Source organism: Burkholderia sp. Ac-20344 (assembly GCF_017104975.1).
Taxonomy (GTDB): Bacteria; Pseudomonadota; Gammaproteobacteria; order Burkholderiales; family Burkholderiaceae; genus Burkholderia.
This window is the reverse complement of sequence record NZ_JAAGPP010000025.1, coordinates 17,080-32,683: the sequence shown is the minus strand read 5'-3', so window position 1 is coordinate 32,683 and position 15,604 is coordinate 17,080. Positions and strand designations below refer to the sequence as shown.

16 protein-coding genes are annotated in these 15,604 nt (G+C 66.5%); 3 read left to right on the top strand and 13 right to left on the bottom strand.

Going from position 1 to position 15,604, the window contains the following annotated elements; all coding sequences use genetic code 11:
* Window positions 1–44 precede the first annotated feature (44 nt).
* The 3 genes from G3N64_RS11235 to G3N64_RS11225 form a co-directional block, all read right to left on the bottom strand.
* Entirely contained in the window at window positions 45–470 is a 426-nt protein-coding gene (locus tag G3N64_RS11235) for an organic hydroperoxide resistance protein (protein WP_046547194.1), read from the bottom strand.
* Window positions 471–697: 227 nt separating this feature from the next.
* The gene (locus G3N64_RS11230; protein ID WP_089448963.1) at window positions 698–1,264 is read right to left on the bottom strand and encodes a TetR/AcrR family transcriptional regulator; all 567 of its coding nucleotides are present in this window, start codon (window positions 1,262–1,264) and stop codon (window positions 698–700) included.
* 182 nt (window positions 1,265–1,446) lie between these two features.
* Window positions 1,447–2,043: a TetR/AcrR family transcriptional regulator gene (locus tag G3N64_RS11225; protein WP_205784021.1), complete on the bottom strand. Its 597-nt coding sequence runs from the start codon at window positions 2,041–2,043 to the stop codon at window positions 1,447–1,449.
* Between the two features lie 148 nt (window positions 2,044–2,191).
* Between G3N64_RS11225 and G3N64_RS11220 the strand changes: the two genes are divergently transcribed.
* Window positions 2,192–3,211, top strand: a complete 1,020-nt coding sequence (locus G3N64_RS11220; protein WP_205784020.1) for an alpha/beta hydrolase — start codon at window positions 2,192–2,194, stop codon at window positions 3,209–3,211.
* Between the two features lie 98 nt (window positions 3,212–3,309).
* Window positions 3,310–5,163 (top strand): ABC transporter ATP-binding protein, encoded by a 1,854-nt coding sequence (locus G3N64_RS11215; protein WP_205784019.1) that lies wholly within the window; start codon window positions 3,310–3,312, stop codon window positions 5,161–5,163.
* A gap of 96 nt (window positions 5,164–5,259) precedes the next feature.
* Here G3N64_RS11215 and G3N64_RS11210 read toward each other — a convergent pair whose 3' ends face one another.
* The 10 genes from G3N64_RS11210 to G3N64_RS11165 form a co-directional block, all read right to left on the bottom strand.
* Window positions 5,260–6,624, bottom strand: a complete 1,365-nt coding sequence (locus tag G3N64_RS11210; RefSeq protein WP_205784018.1) for an FAD-dependent oxidoreductase — start codon at window positions 6,622–6,624, stop codon at window positions 5,260–5,262.
* A 59-nt stretch (window positions 6,625–6,683) separates the two neighbouring features.
* Window positions 6,684–7,505: an alpha/beta hydrolase gene (locus tag G3N64_RS11205; RefSeq protein ID WP_205784017.1), complete on the bottom strand. Its 822-nt coding sequence runs from the start codon at window positions 7,503–7,505 to the stop codon at window positions 6,684–6,686.
* 32 nt (window positions 7,506–7,537) lie between these two features.
* Window positions 7,538–8,545 carry a zinc-binding alcohol dehydrogenase family protein gene (locus G3N64_RS11200; protein ID WP_205784016.1) on the bottom strand — a complete coding sequence of 336 codons (1,008 nt, stop codon included), beginning with the start codon at window positions 8,543–8,545 and terminating at the stop codon, window positions 7,538–7,540.
* Between the two features lie 31 nt (window positions 8,546–8,576).
* The gene (locus tag G3N64_RS11195) at window positions 8,577–9,431 is read right to left on the bottom strand and encodes an alpha/beta hydrolase (RefSeq protein WP_205784015.1); all 855 of its coding nucleotides are present in this window, start codon (window positions 9,429–9,431) and stop codon (window positions 8,577–8,579) included.
* Window positions 9,432–9,476: 45 nt separating this feature from the next.
* Complete coding sequence (locus G3N64_RS11190) at window positions 9,477–10,196, bottom strand: hypothetical protein (RefSeq protein ID WP_205784014.1); 720 nt, start codon at window positions 10,194–10,196, stop codon at window positions 9,477–9,479.
* A complete protein-coding gene (locus tag G3N64_RS11185) occupies window positions 10,193–11,239 on the bottom strand; it encodes an alcohol dehydrogenase (RefSeq protein WP_205784013.1) in 1,047 nt (348 codons plus the stop codon). The genes G3N64_RS11190 and G3N64_RS11185 overlap by 4 nt, the downstream gene beginning before the upstream one ends.
* A 10-nt stretch (window positions 11,240–11,249) precedes the next feature.
* Window positions 11,250–11,969: a hypothetical protein gene (locus tag G3N64_RS11180; RefSeq protein WP_205784012.1), complete on the bottom strand. Its 720-nt coding sequence runs from the start codon at window positions 11,967–11,969 to the stop codon at window positions 11,250–11,252.
* 93 nt (window positions 11,970–12,062) lie between these two features.
* Window positions 12,063–12,917, bottom strand: coding sequence for an alpha/beta hydrolase (locus G3N64_RS11175; protein ID WP_205784011.1), 855 nt, complete (start codon window positions 12,915–12,917; stop codon window positions 12,063–12,065).
* A 107-nt stretch (window positions 12,918–13,024) separates the two neighbouring features.
* Entirely contained in the window at window positions 13,025–13,351 is a 327-nt protein-coding gene (locus G3N64_RS11170; protein WP_241020892.1) for a response regulator, read from the bottom strand.
* A gap of 180 nt (window positions 13,352–13,531) precedes the next feature.
* A complete protein-coding gene (locus tag G3N64_RS11165; protein WP_205784009.1) occupies window positions 13,532–13,978 on the bottom strand; it encodes a DUF3331 domain-containing protein in 447 nt (148 codons plus the stop codon).
* A 367-nt stretch (window positions 13,979–14,345) separates the two neighbouring features.
* Between G3N64_RS11165 and G3N64_RS11160 the strand changes: the two genes are divergently transcribed.
* The gene (locus G3N64_RS11160; RefSeq protein ID WP_241020891.1) at window positions 14,346–15,587 is read left to right on the top strand and encodes a sensor histidine kinase; all 1,242 of its coding nucleotides are present in this window, start codon (window positions 14,346–14,348) and stop codon (window positions 15,585–15,587) included.
* Window positions 15,588–15,604 lie beyond the last annotated feature (17 nt).

Below are 15,604 nucleotides of genomic sequence, written 5' to 3'. Positions count from 1 at the left end.
GGTCGAATCTTTGAATGGCGACAGATGGTTGGCAGTGCGATTGATCAGACGAGCGTGAGCGTGACGTCGATATTGCCGCGCGTCGCGTTCGAGTACGGGCAGACCACGTGCGCGCGGTCGATCAGCGTTTGCGCGACATCGCGATCGAGGCCCGGCAGCGAGATCTTCAGTTCGACTTCGATGCCGAAGCCGTTCGGGATCGCGCCGATGCCGACGCTGCCTTCGATCGCGGCGTCCGCGGGGATCGCGATCTTGTCGCGCGCCGCGACGAACTTCATCGCGCCGATGAAGCACGCGCTGTAGCCGGCGGCGAACAGTTGCTCGGGGTTCGCACCTGCGCCGCCCGCGCCGCCGAGTTCGCGCGGCGTGGTCAGCTTCAGGTCGAGGCCGCTTTCGGGCACCGTCGCACGGCCGTCGCGGCCGCCGGTGGCTTTTGCATGGGCGCGGTACAGCACTTTTTCGATCGACATGACAGACTCCTTTTTCAGCAAATGAATGAAACAGCCTTCGAACCAGGGACCGCGTGCCGGCGGTTTCTTCGCCGGCTTCGCATTTGTTTATCTACTCATAGATAGATAAACACTCCCAAAAAATGCAGAGGATCGATTCCTCTGTGCCAGCTATCTATCTACTACGTGATAGATAAAAAGATTCAATAAAAAGGCGGCGAACCGCCCCACCGCTCGCGCGCCGCCCGTCAGGACCGCGCTTTCCAGACGGCCTCGACATCCTCGAGACGCGCCCGCGTATGAAACAACCGACTGGCCAGCACGCTGCCCTGGAACGCCGCGTACAGCGTGCGCGCCGCGGTGTCGGGCTCGCCGCTGAACTGCAGCGTGCCTTCCTTCGCGCCTTGCGCCAGCAATTCCGCGAGCCAGCGCTCGTTGGCCGTGAAGAACGCCTGCACCGCCTGCCGCACGTTCTCCGGCAACGTTTCGATGTCGGACGCGAGCATCCCGCACAGGCAGATCAGGTTGCCGTCGCCCAGCGTGCGGCCGAACATCTTCGTGTACAGGCTCAGCTTCACGTCGGCCGGCAGCGCCGGATCGATCGCCCGCACGGCCGCGAGGACTTCGTCGCTGTAGGCCGCCACCGCTTCCAGCACCAGATCGTCCTTCGACGGGAAGTAGTAGTGGATGCTCGACGTCTTCACGCCCACCAGGTCGGACAGGTCTCGATAGCTGAAGCCGTTGTAACCGCGCTGCATCATCAGCGTGATCGCGTGGTCGAGAATCTGTTCGCGGACGGTCGGTTTCGTTTCCATGGATCGAACTTTATCTACTCATAGATAGATGGTCAAGGGGTTTTTTAAGGGCGCGATCAGCGCCCAGCCCCAGCCCGGCGACCCGCCCGCACTCGCACTCTCGAGCGCAATGAGCGCCCAATGCACGCGCCGGGTTCGGATAGCCCCCGAACCCGGCACGCGTCAAACCGGCACCGCCACGCTTACTGCGGCTTCAGCATCCGCTGAATGATCGTCCGCAGCATCGCCCGGTGCGCGCGCGGCCTGAACCCCGGCTCGAACACGACGCGCCCGACCGCGCCTTCCGCGAGCGCGAGCAGCCAGGTCGCGACGAGATCGGGCTTCAGGCTCGCGTCGATCTTCCCTTGCGCGATACCGCGCTTGATCAGCGCGACCATCCGCCCTTTCACCTGCGCCTCGTTTGCCGCGAACAGTGCGGCGACGTCCGGGTTGCGCGTCGCCTCCGCCGCGGTCTCGATACTGATGCGCGCATAGACGGGATCGCTCGACAATTCCATCAATGCCAGCGCGATCTCCTCGATCGCGGTCAGCGCATTGTCGGCGTCCGCATGCCGCGCGAACAGTTCGGCCATCTCGCGCTGATCCTCCTGCGCGACTGCCTCGATGATCGCCGCCTTCGTCGGGAAATAGTGGAACAGGTTGCCGGGGCTCATGCCGGCCGCCTTGCAGATCGCGGCCGTGGACGTCGCATGGAAGCCGTCGCGCGCAAAACAGTCGATCGCGGCGTCCAGGATCTGGCGCCGCTTCGCTTCCACTCTTTCAGGGTCGATCTTTCTCAACAGGCACTCCGTGCTAGACGATGACTCGAATCTTTATTAGACTGATTAGTCGATCTATTATCGTGGCGACGTCCGGCAGGCGTCAAGGGCCCGTGCCCATGTATGTGCCGCCTGCGACTTCCGCTCACACCACCGCACCGAGGGCCTCTTGAAACGCATCGTCATTGCCGGCATCACGCTCGTCCTGCTCCTGCTCATCGCGGTGGGGGCAATCGCGTTGCGCGGCCTGTCCGATTTCGAGCTGAAGGGCGCGGAGGTATCGACGCTCGCCTTCCACGCCGGCGACGCCGACCTCGTCGGCACGCTCGCGCTGCCGGCCCACGCGCCCGACGCGCCGATCGTGCTGCTCGTCCACGGCGACGGGCCACGCACGCGTTTCTCCGACGACGCGATGCTGCCGCTCGTCAACAGCCTGCTCGACGCCGGTATCGGCGTGTTCGCGTGGGACAAGCAGGGCACCGGCCGCAGCGGCGGCGACTGGCTCGCGCAATCGATGCAGGACCGTGCGAACGAAACGATCGCCGCGATGGCGCGCGTGCGCGCCGCCGTCGGTCCCGCGCACAAGATCGGCCTGCTCGGCTTCTCGCAAGGCGGCTGGGTAATTCCGCGCGTCGCGAATGCGGTGCGGCCCGCGTTCTCGGTGATCGTCGGCGGCGCCGTCAGCTGGCGCCGGCAAGGCACCTACCTGACGCGACAGCAGCTCCAGGCAACCGGCCTGCAGCCGGATCGAATCGATGCGACACTGGCCGCCGAGCGACGCGCCAACGACGCGATCTTCGGCCAGGCGGACGTGCCGGCCGATCCGCGCCGACGCCCGGACATCGAGCCGCGCCGCTTCGGCTTCATCGCGCGCAACTACCTGGAAGACGCATCACAGGCGCTCGCGACGATGCAGGGGCCGGTGCTGGCCGTGTGGGGCGCGCAGGATCGCAATGTCGATCCGGTCGACGAGGCGAACACTTACACGCATGCGTTCGCGAACCGGCCCGACCGGCGCGTGGTGGTCGTGCCCGGTGCGACGCATGCGCTGCTGCGCGCCGGCTGGTTCGACTACCCGCTCGAGTCCGACTGGCCGACATGGAAGCAGTGGCTGTACACGGTGCTCGGGCGCGATGCCTATGCACCGGGCACGCTCGGGCCGATCGAAGCGTGGATTCGGGCGCAGTGAACACGTGTGCAACACGGCGTCGCCTTCGAAGGCGTCGCGCATGAAACGGGCAATACGGGCCGCGCCGGCCGGCGTGGCCGCATCAAGGAGAGGTTTCAATGTTTTCGTGGTTTGAACGGCGCCTGCCGACTTTCCCGCTCGAAGATCCCGTCACGCCGCCACGGGGTTTCTTCTCGTTCGTCTGGGCGTGCACGAAAGGCGCGCGCAGCTGGATCCTGCTGATCGCGCTGACGTCGGCCGCGCTGGCCGCGTACGAAGCCGCGCTGTTCGCGATGATGGGCCGCGTGGTGGACTGGCTCGCGTCCGCGACGCCGGCCGATTTCGGCGGCCGGCATTTCGGCACGCTCACCGGGTTCGCGGCAATCCTCGCCGGCAGTGCGCTGCTGATCGCGCTGCATACGATGGTCAAGCACCAGGTGCTCGCGATCAACTTCCCGATGCGGCTGCGCTGGCTGTTTCACCGGCTGATGCTCGACCAGAGCCTGTCGTTCTACGCGAACGAGTTCGCGGGCCGCGTGACGACCAAGATCATGCAGACCGCGCTCGCGGTGCGCGATGCGCTGTTCATGTCGGTCGACGTCGTGATCGGCGTCGCCGCGTACCTGATCGGCATCCTCGCGCTCGCGGCCAGCTTCGACTGGCGGCTGATGATCCCGCTCGCGCTGTGGGCGCTCGGCTACGGCCTGGCGTGCGCGTATTTCGTGCCGCGCCTCGGTGCCGTCGGCAGCCGCCAGGCCGATGCGCGCGCGCTGATGACGGGCCGCATCACCGACGCGTATTCGAACATCACGACCGTGAAGCTGTTCTCGCACACGCGGCGCGAAGCCGACCACGCGCGCCGCGCGATGGAGGCGTTCAAGGCGACCGGCGACGCGCAGATGCGGCTCGTCAGCGCGTTCGAAGTCGTCAACCACCTGCTGTCGACGCTGCTGCTGGTCGGCTCGACCGGCCTCGCGCTGGTTCTGTGGATGCACGGCGAGGCGAGCGCGGGCGTCGTCGCGGCGGTGATCGCGATGGCGCTGCGCCTGTCGAGCTACTCGCACTGGATCATGTGGGAAATGACCGAGCTGTTCGAGAACGTCGGCACGATCCAGGACGGCATCAACACGCTGACGAAGGTGCACAGCGTGGTCGACGCGCCCGACGCGAAGCCGCTTGCGGTGCAGCGCGGCGGGATCGTGTTCGACAACGTGCAGTTCGCGCACGAGGACAACGATCGCGCGGTATTCGACGGGCTGAACCTGACGATCCGGCCGGGCGAGCGGATCGGCCTGATCGGCCGCTCGGGCGCCGGCAAGTCGACGCTCGTGAACCTGCTGCTGCGCTTCTACGACGTGGGCGGCGGCACGATCCGGATCGACGGGCAGGACATCGCGCACGTGACGCAGGACAGCCTGCGCGGTGCGATCGGGATGGTCACGCAGGATACGTCGCTGCTGCACCGGACGATGCGCGAGAACCTGCTGTACGGTCGCCCCGACGCGACCGAGCGCGAGATGCACGACGCAGCCGTGCGCGCGGAAGCGTCCGAGTTCATCGACCGGCTGCGCGACCGCCACGGCCGCAGCGGCTACGACGTCGAGGTCGGCGAACGCGGCGTGAAGCTGTCGGGCGGCCAGCGGCAGCGCGTCGCGATTGCGCGCGTGATGCTCAAGGACGCGCCGATCCTCGTGCTCGACGAAGCGACCAGCGCGCTCGATTCCGAGGTCGAAGTCGCGATCCAGCGCAGCCTCGACGGCCTGATGCACGGCAAGACGGTGATCGCGATCGCGCACCGGCTGTCGACCATTGCGGCGATGGACCGGCTGATCGTGCTCGACGAAGGGCGCATCGTCGAGGAAGGGACGCACCAGCAGTTGCTGCAGGCGGGTGGTATTTACGCGGCGCTGTGGGCGCACCAGAGCGGTGGGTTCCTCGGTGAGTCGGCGGATGCGGAAAGCGTCGCGCAGTGAGCGGGGCCGCCATGGCAACATGGCGGCGCTTCGAGCATCGCTCGTCGGACGAACCCGGGGGCACAATGCGTGCCCCCGTCGCCCCACGCTCAACGCTCAACGCAACGTCGCGAACAGCAGGTTCAATCCTTCCGAAATAATCGGGTGACCGATGATCGCGTCGCGCACCGCCGTGTACGGCAGGCCGCCGAGCATCGCCATCTGGACCGCAGTCGTCACATCGCCGGCGCCCGTGCCGACCATCGTGAACCCGAGAATCGCGCCGGTGCCCGGATGCACGAGCGCCTTCATGAAACCGCGCGTGTTGCCGTCGGTACGCGCCCGCGGCACGGACGCCATCGGAAGCTTCGCGACCCGGACGTCGATTTTTCGCGCATTCGCGTCCGCTTCGTTCAAACCGATTCGGCCGAGCTCCGGGTCGATGAACAACGCATAAGGGATGAGGCGCTCCGCGGTGCTCGCCGGCCGGCCTTCGATACCGGCTTTCAGCACGCGGTAGTCGTCGAACGACGCATGCGTGAACATCGGCGTGCCCGCGACCTCGCCGATCGCCCACGTGCGTTCCGCAGTCGTCGCGAGCCGATGGTCGACCTTGATGAACCCGCGCTCGTTCGTCTCGACGCCGGCGAGCTCGAGCCCGATGCCGGCCGTCTGCGGCGTGCGCCCGGTCGCCACGAGCACGTGCGAGCCTTCGATGGCACGGCAGTCGGCCAGCCGCACCGTGACGCGCTCGCCGCTTTTTCCCTGTACGTCGACGAGCCGCGCGGCGAGTTCGAGCCGAATACCGTCGTCGGTCAGGGCCTGCTGAATGACCGTACTGACATCCTCGTCTTCGCGCATCGCAACGCGCGGCGTATCGCTGACGAGCGTGACCGCGCTGCCGAGCCGCCGAAAGGCTTGAGCCATCTCCAGCCCGATATAGCCGCCGCCGATGACGACCAGGTGCCCGGGAAGCGTCGTCAGTCGCAACGCCTCCACGTGCGTGAGCGGCTGCGCGTCGCGCAGCCCCGGCACGTCAGGGATCGACGCGACCGTACCCGTGTTGATATAGACGTTCTCGCCCTCGTAGATCGTTTCAGTCCCGTCGACGGCGCGCACCGCGATGGTTCGCGGCGCGACGAACCGCCCCGTCCCGATCGCGAGTTCAAGACCCGATTGCTCGAATGCGCGGCGATTGACGTCGACCATCCCGTTCACGACCGACGCGACATACGCGGAAACGCCCGCCATGTCCGCCGCCACGTCCTCCCGTTGCGACGCATCCCGCCATGCATGCATCCTGCGTGCACGGTGTATCAAGGCCTTGCTCGGAATGCACGCAACGTTGATGCACGATCCGCCGATCATCCCGCGCTCGATCACCGCGACGCGCTTGCCCTGCCGGGCCATCTCCATCGCAAGCGATTTTCCGCCCTTGCCGCCGCCCAGAAACAGGTATTCGACCCGTTTGACATCCGCCATTTTGCTCTCCAGGTTCCGTTCGTCCCGCTCGATGTGCGTGAGTCCCGCATGTTCCCGCGTCACGACTGCAGGAAGGCAAGCAGATCCGCATTGACACGATCGGCATCGACGACGCACATGCCATGCGATGCGCCTTCCACCACCTTCAGCGTCGCATGCTTCACGATCTGCGCGGACAGCCGGCCTGCATTGTCGATCGGCACGATCTGGTCGTCGTCGCCATGCAGGATCAGCGTGGGCACGTCGATCTTCTTCAGGTCCTCCGTGTAGTCGACTTCGGAGAATTCGCGGATGCACAGGTACTGGCCGTGGATGCCGCCCGCCATCCCCTGCGCCCAGAATGCGTCGATGGTACCCGTCGACACGGTCGCGTCCGGCCGGTTGAAGCCGAAGAACGGCACCGCGAGATCACGATAGAACTGCGAACGGTTGGCGGCCACGCCGCGTCGAATGCCATCGAACACGTCCATCGGCAAACCGCCCGGATACGCGTCGGTTTTCAGCATGATCGGCGGCACGGCGCCGATCAGCACGGCCTTCGCGACCCGCTTCGTCCCGTGACGGCCGATGTAACGCGCGACCTCGCCGCCGCCCGTCGAATGGCCGACCAGCGTGGCATCGCGCACGTCGAGCGCGTCGAGCAGTGCCGCGAGATCGTCGGCATACGTGTCCATGTCGTTGCCGGCGAACGGTTGTCCCGACCGGCCGTGACCGCGCCTGTCGTGCGCGATCACGCGGTAGCCGTGCTGCACGAGGAACAGCATCTGTGCGTCCCATGCGTCGGCGTTCAGCGGCCAGCCGTGCGAGAACACGACCGGGCGACCGACGCCCCAGTCCTTGTAGAAAATCCGGGTGCCGTCTTGCGTGGTGATGGTGGTCATGGTGATTCCGTTGGAATGGTAGCGATGTGCGCTCAGAAGCCTTCGAGCACGATCTTGCCCTTCGCGCGCCCGCCTTCCAGCAACGCGTGCGCGTGCCGCAGGTTCGCCGCGTCGATCCTGCCGAGGTGCTCGCCGACGGTGCTCTTGAGCACGCCGTCGTCGATCAGCGTCGCCACGCGCGCGAGCAACGCGTGCTGATGGTCCATGTCGGGCGTGCGGAACATCGAACGCGTGAACATGAATTCCCAATGCAGCGAGATGGCCTTGCGCTTGAGCGGCATCGCGTCGAGCGTGTCAGGATCGTCGATCAGCGCGAGCTGCCCCTGCGGCTTCAGTACGTCGACGATCTGCGCGTAGTACGCGTTGGTATGCGTGAGGCTGATCACGTGGTCGACATGGTCGATGCCCAGCGACTTAAGTTGCGATTGCAACGGCTGGCCGTGATCGATCACGTGGTGTGCGCCGAGCTCGGCGACCCACGCTTGCGTGGCCTGCCGCGACGCCGTGCCGATCACCGTCAGCGCAGTCAAACGGCGCGCGAGTTGCACGAGAATGGATCCGACGCCGCCGCCCGCGCCGATCACCAGCACGCTCTGCCCGGCGCCGCCACGCTCGGCGATCTTCAGCCGGTCGAACAACAGTTCCCACGCGGTGATCGCAGTCAACGGCAGGGCCGCAGCGTCGGCAGCGCCCAGTGTCATCGGGCGGCGGCTCGCAATCCGCTCGTCGACGACGCCATACTCCGCGTAGCTGCCGGGCCGCGTGATGTCGCCCGCATACCAGACCTTGTCGCCCGGCGCGAACAGCTCGACGTCGCTGCCGACCGCCTCGACCGTTCCCGCCGCGTCCCAGCCGAGAACGCGCGGGCCGCTCGGCTGCACGCCGAGCCTCAGCTTCGAATCGACCGGGTTGACGGCGATCGCGTCGATCCGCACCAGCAGATCGCGCGGGCCGGGTGTCGGCACCGGCAGCTCCGCGTCGTACAACGACGTCGGATCGTCGATCGGTACGCCGGCCTTTGCATAAACAATGGCTTTCATCATTGGCTCCTTGAAGGGGTGAGCGACGCGTTCACGCGCCGCGCAGAAATTCCGCGACGTGCGCGACATACGCGCTCGCATGCTGGAACAGCGCGCCGTGGCCCGAATTCGGATAGACGATCAGCGTCGCATCCGGCAGCCCCTGCGCGAGCACGAAGCTGTTCGCGGTGGGGATCATGCGGTCATCGTTGCCGTTGGTGACGAGGGCCGGCTGCTTGATCCGGCCCAGCTTGCCTACCACGTCACCGCTCCAGTTCGCCCACGCGATCATCGCCTGCAGCTGGGCGGATGCGACTTCGGGGCCGGCCGGCAGATCGGGCTCGGCAGTGCGCGCGGCGAGGCGGTCGACGAATGCGGCGGCGGCCGTCTGGCCCGCGGGCGTTGCCGGGAAAAACAGCCGCTCGAGCTTTTCGCTCATCGGCATCTCGCCGTCCGTGTAGATCGCAAGCAGTTCCGGTCGGTCCATCCCCGCGCCTTCGCCGCCCTCCGGCGCGGTGCCGGACAGGATCAACCGCTCGACCAGTCCCGGTCGGACGATCGCGATGTCCTGCGCGAGAAAACCGCCGAGCGAAAATCCGAGGATATGCAGCCTGTCGATCGACAGTGCATCGACGAAGTGCAGCACATGCTGCGCCATGTGCGCGATCGACGTCGGAACCTGCCCGCCGGAGCGGCCGACGCCGGCGTTGTCGAACAGGATGATTTCGCGATCGCGGGCCAGCACGTCGACGATCGCCGGATCCCAGTTGTCCAGCGTGCCGGTGAAGTGCTGAAGACACAGCAGCGGCCGCCCGCCCTTTTCGTTGCCGAAGCGGCGATACGCGTAGCGCACGCCGGTTGCATCGATGTAGCGGGTCGGAGCGGCGGATGATGCAAATTGCGTCATGATGGGTTCCCTCGATGGGCGCGCGACGCGCGCCGTGGTTCGCGCTCAGCTCAGCGCGATGTCATGCAGGTCGATCGATACGACGAGCGGTTCCGGCACGGCCTGCCCGTCGGCTGCACGCGGGTAGATGCGCCGCTTCGTCGGAAAGCGGATTCCCGAAACGGTCACATAGTCGCTGACGTAATGCGCACCCGGCGTGTTGCCCGCGATTTCGACGTCGTAGTCGAGGCGGCGCGCGAGGCCGTCCGGCCCGACGTAGATCGTCTGCGCGTTGCTGAACACTTCGAGCGTGTCCGGATAGTGCACGCGAATCCGGCGCCATGCTTCGTCATGTTCGTTCCAGATGCCGTCTTCTTCGCAGTGCACACCGTCCCATGCAAGCACGAACGGCGCGTTCAGGTACGTCCACATCGCGCATCCGGCGAAAAACGCCAGTTGAAGTTCGTCCCACGGTGTTTCGAGCGTATGCCCGTCGAATGACCCGCGCGGCGCTTCGCGCGCCGCGAGCACACGCCCGGCCGAATCGAGTAGCGCAATGCGGTCGCCGGTGAATTCGCTGCGCGCGGCCAGCGCACCGAACGGCGCATGCGACGCCCATTGGCGATCCGTCGCGACGGTGACCGTGGTGTCGTCGAGTACGCCGGCGTGACCTTTGAGGCCCCACAGCGCACCGCCTTGTACGAGGCGCGCGCGCACCTGCCGAAACGTGCGCCACAGCGTGAGCCCGCCGTGGGCGTCGATGATGGATTGGGCAATGGCGTTCATGCGGATACTCCTGTGTGTGCTGAATTCATGGTCAGTACCGCGCGGAACCGGACGTCCGCGCGCATCATGCGGTCGTATGCCGCCTGCGCCTGCTCGAGCGGAAACGTTTCGATCATCGGCCGCACGTTCTGCAGCCGCGCGAACGCGAGCGTCTCTTCGTTATCCGCCACCGTTCCCGTCAATGCGCCGACGATGGAGCGGCCCCCGAACACGAGGTCGACCGCATTCAAGGCGATCGGCTCGCCCGGCACGGCAACGACGATCAGCTTGCCGCGCGCGGACAGCCCGGCAACGGTGTCGGCCATGCCCGAGCCGGTCGGCGCCGTACCGAGCACGACCTTCGCCCCGCCGAGCGCGCGCAGCACGGCGGCGACGTCCTCGGTCCGCGCATCGATGTAGCGATGCGCGCCGAGCTGCGCGGCAAGCGCGGCCTTGTCTGCTCCGCGGGCGATCGCGACGGTATGAAACCCCATCTTGTTCGCGAACTGCACCGCGAGATGGCCGAGCCCGCCGAGGCCATGGACGGCAACCACGTCGCCGGCCCGCGCGCCGGCATTGCGCAGCGCGTTGAACGTCGTGAGCCCCGCGCACAACAGCGGCGCGGCCTCGGCCGCATCGAGATCGTCCGGCACGCGCACGAGCCCGCGCGCTTCGGCCAGCATGATTTCCGCGTAGCCGCCGTCCGTCGTCATCCCGGTGATGACCGGGTTCTCGCAGTTCACGACGTCGCCGTGGCGGCACGACGGGCACGTGCGATCCTCGCCGGCGAGAAAACCCACACCGACCCGCTCGCCGAGCCGCCAGCCGGACACCCCTTCGCCCAGCGCGTCGATTCGGCCGACGACTTCATGCCCCGGTACGCGCGGCGGCGCACCGTCCGGCGCTTCGCGCTCCACGGTTGCGCTGTCGGAATGGCATACGCCGCAGGCTTCGACACGAATGCGCACCTGCCCCTGCGTCGGCGCGGGAATCGGCCGCTCGACCAGTTCCAGTTGCCCGGGCGCCTTGACTACCGCCGCGCGGTAGGTCGCTTGATTCGTCATGATTTCCTCGTTACTCGAAACGGAAGTTCGACAGATCGACGCCGACGATCAAAGGGACCGGCAGCGCCACGTTTGCGTCGGTACGCGGATAAATCCGGAAACGCGTCGGCATCCGGATGCCTTGCACGTCGATGTAGTCGCTGACGTACCGCGCAGCCGCGTTGCGCCCCTGGATGTCGACCTCGTAGTCGTGCCGGCGCAGCAGCCCGTCCGCGTCGAAGTAGAACGTCTGCACGGCGCTATGCGTCGCGATCTCCGGCGCAAACTCGACATGCAGCCGCCGCCACGGCAGCCCGTCGACGATCCACGGCTCGATTTCGCGGCTGCGAACGCCGCTGTGACGCAGCAGGAACGGCGACGTCAGATACGTCCACATCGTGTAGCCGGCGAAGTAGGCCAGCTGTGCGTTGGACCACGGCGTCTCCATTTCGTAGCCGTCGAACGATGTGCGAGGCGCATCGAGCGTATCAACCACGGTGCCGTCGTCGCGCCGGATCTCGACACGCGAAGGCGTATAGGCCGAGTGGTCCGTCGTCGGTGCGAACGGCGCATGCGATACACGCTGTTCGTTCAATTGCACCGTCACGCGCGAATCAGTGAGCATGCCGTCGCGCTGCTTCAGCGCCCAGATCGCACCCGTGTGATGCAACTGCGCCGATACGCTTCGGAAACGCTTGAATCGCTCCATTCCACCCGCCGCGTGAATCGCCAAATCAACCAGATCTTCCATTTGTCATCCTAAGCAATAAGAAACTTCTTCTTCATTCATCCACCGCGTGGCTCGGTCGGCGGCGCGCCGCCGCGTCCCGCCCGCGGCGCGCGATCAGCCGGCGTGCGCGCCGACGAACGCTGCGATGTGTTTGGCGCTAGCTACCGGATACTCGAGTTGCGGCCCGTGTCCGGTGCGCGGCAGCGTCACGAGATGCAGCGTCGGAAGCTGGCCGTTGAGCGCATACCAGTTCTCCACCGGGAACACGATGTCGTGATCGCCTCCGACATGAAGAACCGGAATCGACGTCGACCGCAGCGCATCGAGCACGGCATCGACCGGGAAGGCGGGGTTCCGCGGGCCGTCGCCGACCTGCTCCCCGGCCCACGCGACCGGCACCGCCGGGCTCAGGTCGACCTTGCGTTGCGCGACGCGCGCGGCGGCTTGCTCGGCCGCCGCGCGGCTCACGGCGGAGGCCGGCTCAAAGAACAGCGTGACGAAGTCCTCGAAGTCGTTTTCGCGCTTCGCCATCGTGTAGAACGACGGCTCGCCGGCCTTGACCAATTGGCCCGGCGGCGTGGTCGCGATCAGCACCGCGTGCGTGACGAGTTGCGGCGCCTTTGCAAGCACGATCTGCGCGGCCATCCCGCCGACCGACCAGCCGCCGATCACGGCCTTGCCGAGTTCGAGCGCGACGATCAGGTCGATCGCGTCCTTGGCGAGCGACGCAGGATGATAGGTCCGCTCGCCGGTCGACTGCCCGAGGCCGCTGTAGTCGAAGATCGTGACCTGGAAGCCCTGTTCGACGAGACTGTCGAGGAACAGCGGATCCCATGTGTCCATGGTTCCGCGAAAGCGCACGCACAGGACGAGCGGCGTGCCGCTGCCGAACGTGCGATATGCGAGGCGCCGACCATCGACGTCGACGAACTGCGTTCTGGCGCCGAGGCTCGGACTATCGTTTCCCATAAGTTCTCCTGTCGTTCGAAACAAAACCGCGTAGTGGACATGCCCGGTCGCGATGACGCGGCCCGAACGCACCGTTGTCGTACCCGTATGCCGCCCTTCCGGGCCCTTCAGCATCCCGCGAGCGCTTGCATCACCCACCGCACGAGTTCGGGCGGATCGAACGGCTTCTCCAGCACGCACAATGCACCGAGCCGTCCCGCTTCGAGCAGCCGACGCGCGCTCGGGTGCGCGGTCACGAAGATGATCGGCACGTCGCAACACCCTGCGCGCAGCACGGCGAGTAACTCGATGCCCGACATCCCGGCCATCTGGATATCGCACACGATGCAATGCGACGACCCGCTCGCCCCGTGTTCGAGAAACGCCTCGGCCGATGCGTACAGCCTCACGCGCACACCCATCGAGCGCACGAGCGACTCCAGCGACTCTCTCATCGCCAATTCATCGTCGATGATGCAAACCGTCTTGTCGTGCACAGGGTGTCTCGCGTGGCGCCACGCTCGCTGGCAGGGCCGGGAACGCAACCGGATTTCGGACAGCGTACCGACCGCCCCCTGCGTCGGCAATCATGCCGAGGTATGGTGTCGTCGATACCGACCGTACCCGCTCGCGCGTCACGATCCGTCCGCGCTGGCGGACAGGCCCGGTGCAACTGCCGCGGCATGGATCATCCTGTCCCAGTTGCACGGAACGGTGCGGCCGCGCCCCCGCGGCCGATACACGCGATCGCCCGGCTTGATCAGCGCACCGGTCAGCACGCAGCGCGACGCGGTTCTCGCGGTCACGCAATGCCACAGCTGTTCGCCGAAATGCCCGAACCTCGGGTCGCTCCAGCGCACGCTGACAGCCGTATCCGACAGAATCTCGACGATCCTGATCCGCGAAGCCGCCGGCGCGGCGGCCTCGCGTGCGCTGTCATTGCGCTTGCCGCGCACGCGCCGCCGATGCCAGCCGGTCGCGCCCGGCATGTCGTCGCGCGCACCCGCCGTTCTCGACGGATCCAGCAGGCGCATCAGCGCGCGTTCGAACACATCGTCGTCTGCAAACGTTGGCTGCATCATCTCTACCGTTCCCCTCGCATTGAACGCGCTTGTGCCACTCGCGCAATCGACCCGTTGCACCGACGAATCGCGAACATCACCGCTTCGCGATCGCCCGCGCCGCGCACTTCACTCACGTTGGAATCGAGTCTAGGGGAACGGCTTTCCGCGATCCATCAGACCGTGGTCGATGCTTTCCCATACCAAAGTCTGACCGTCGCGGCGACGCGCATGCGGCCGAGGTCACGGCAAGCAACACACGACCGATCTGTTTTATAGTTGCCACTACATCGAAGTCGGACGCCACGCGTCGTTCGTCGTCCCGATGCTTCACTTTCGGTCATCCGGCTTCGCGCACCGCACGAGCCTCAGCGAGCACTCCATCCCCATGTCTACGTCCGCAGCCCTCACGCTCGGCCCGCCTTCCGGCCCTCATCCGGAGGAAAGCGAGCTCTTCCTGTCGGCACCGATACCGATCCTGATCGAAGACTGGTCCCGCGTTTATCGCGCGGTGAAGGAACTCAAGACGTCCGGGGTCTCCGATATCGACCGCTATTTCGACGAACACCCGCAGGCCGTCACTCAGCTGCGCGCGCTGCATGCGTTCGTGGCGGCCAACGACGCCGTGGTGCAACTCTTCGACGCGGAATCGAAGGCGCATTTCCTGCAGCACGCGGAGATCTTGTTGCCGGCCGACCGGCTCAGCAACAGCGCGGTGCTGCGCGCGATCTACGAAAATCGTACGGCCTGCCAGGGCGAGCGCACGCTGGTGACATTCAAGGGCCGCCGCGTACCGATCGTATGGCGCTGCTCGCTGCCGAAGCACGAGGACGGTTACCGGCGACTGCATTTCTACGCGTTCGACGTGACCGAATCGAAGGAGAACAGCGACAGGCTGGCGGTGTTGCGCGTGGAAGCCGCACGCGCGGCCCGTGTGTCGCTGTTCGCGGAGATGTCGGCGTCGATACTGCATGAGGTCAGCCAGCCGCTGTCGGCCGTCGGTTCATCGGCCGAAGCCGCGTTGCGCTGGCTCGAGCGCGACGAGCCCGACGTCGCCGAAGCCGCTGCCGCGATCACCCAGGCTGCCCGGTGGGCGCGCGATGCGACGGAGATCTGCCGCAAGATCCGCGGCTTCATCGGCAAGGCGCCGGCGAAGTGCGTCGACTTCGCGGCGGCAGACGCCGTGCACGCGGCGCTGTTCCTGATCGCGCCGGAAGCCGCTGCGCGCAACGTTCGCGTCGAGAGCCAGATCGATGCCGACGCACGCCTGTTCGCCGATCCCGTGCAGGTCCAGCAGGTGCTCGCGAACCTGCTGATGAACGGCATCCAGGCGATCGAAAGCGGCTCGTCGCACGAGCGCACGCTCACGGTCTCGGCCAAGCTGAGCGGCGCCGAAGTCGTGTTCGACGTGTGCGACACGGGGCCGGGCATCGAACAGCAATCGATCGATCAGCTTTTCGAGCCGTTTTTCACGAGCAAATCCGACGGCATGGGAATGGGCCTCACGGTCGCACGCTCGATCGTCGACGCCCACCACGGGCGCATCTGGGCACGCGGCGAACCGGGCGCCGGCTGCTGCTTCTCGTTCGCCCTGCCGGCCCATCCGCGCACGACCGGCCCGGCCGCATGACGATCGCGGCGTGCCGC

Coding starts and splice junctions, on each gene's coding strand:
- G3N64_RS11235 (WP_046547194.1), bottom strand. CDS start 470: ATGTCGATCGAAAAAGTGCTGTACCGCGCCCATGCAAAAGCCACCGGC.
- G3N64_RS11230 (WP_089448963.1), bottom strand. CDS start 1,264: ATGGAAACGAAACCGACCGTCCGCGAACAGATTCTCGACCACGCGATC.
- G3N64_RS11215 (WP_205784019.1), top strand. CDS start 3,310: ATGTTTTCGTGGTTTGAACGGCGCCTGCCGACTTTCCCGCTCGAAGAT.
- G3N64_RS11210 (WP_205784018.1), bottom strand. CDS start 6,624: ATGGCGGATGTCAAACGGGTCGAATACCTGTTTCTGGGCGGCGGCAAG.
- G3N64_RS11205 (WP_205784017.1), bottom strand. CDS start 7,505: ATGACCACCATCACCACGCAAGACGGCACCCGGATTTTCTACAAGGAC.
- G3N64_RS11200 (WP_205784016.1), bottom strand. CDS start 8,545: ATGAAAGCCATTGTTTATGCAAAGGCCGGCGTACCGATCGACGATCCG.
- G3N64_RS11195 (WP_205784015.1), bottom strand. CDS start 9,431: ATGACGCAATTTGCATCATCCGCCGCTCCGACCCGCTACATCGATGCA.
- G3N64_RS11190 (WP_205784014.1), bottom strand. CDS start 10,196: ATGAACGCCATTGCCCAATCCATCATCGACGCCCACGGCGGGCTCACG.
- G3N64_RS11185 (WP_205784013.1), bottom strand. CDS start 11,239: ATGACGAATCAAGCGACCTACCGCGCGGCGGTAGTCAAGGCGCCCGGG.
- G3N64_RS11180 (WP_205784012.1), bottom strand. CDS start 11,969: ATGGAAGATCTGGTTGATTTGGCGATTCACGCGGCGGGTGGAATGGAG.
- G3N64_RS11175 (WP_205784011.1), bottom strand. CDS start 12,917: ATGGGAAACGATAGTCCGAGCCTCGGCGCCAGAACGCAGTTCGTCGAC.
- G3N64_RS11170 (WP_241020892.1), bottom strand. CDS start 13,351: ATGAGAGAGTCGCTGGAGTCGCTCGTGCGCTCGATGGGTGTGCGCGTG.
- G3N64_RS11165 (WP_205784009.1), bottom strand. CDS start 13,978: ATGATGCAGCCAACGTTTGCAGACGACGATGTGTTCGAACGCGCGCTG.
- G3N64_RS11160 (WP_241020891.1), top strand. CDS start 14,346: ATGTCTACGTCCGCAGCCCTCACGCTCGGCCCGCCTTCCGGCCCTCAT.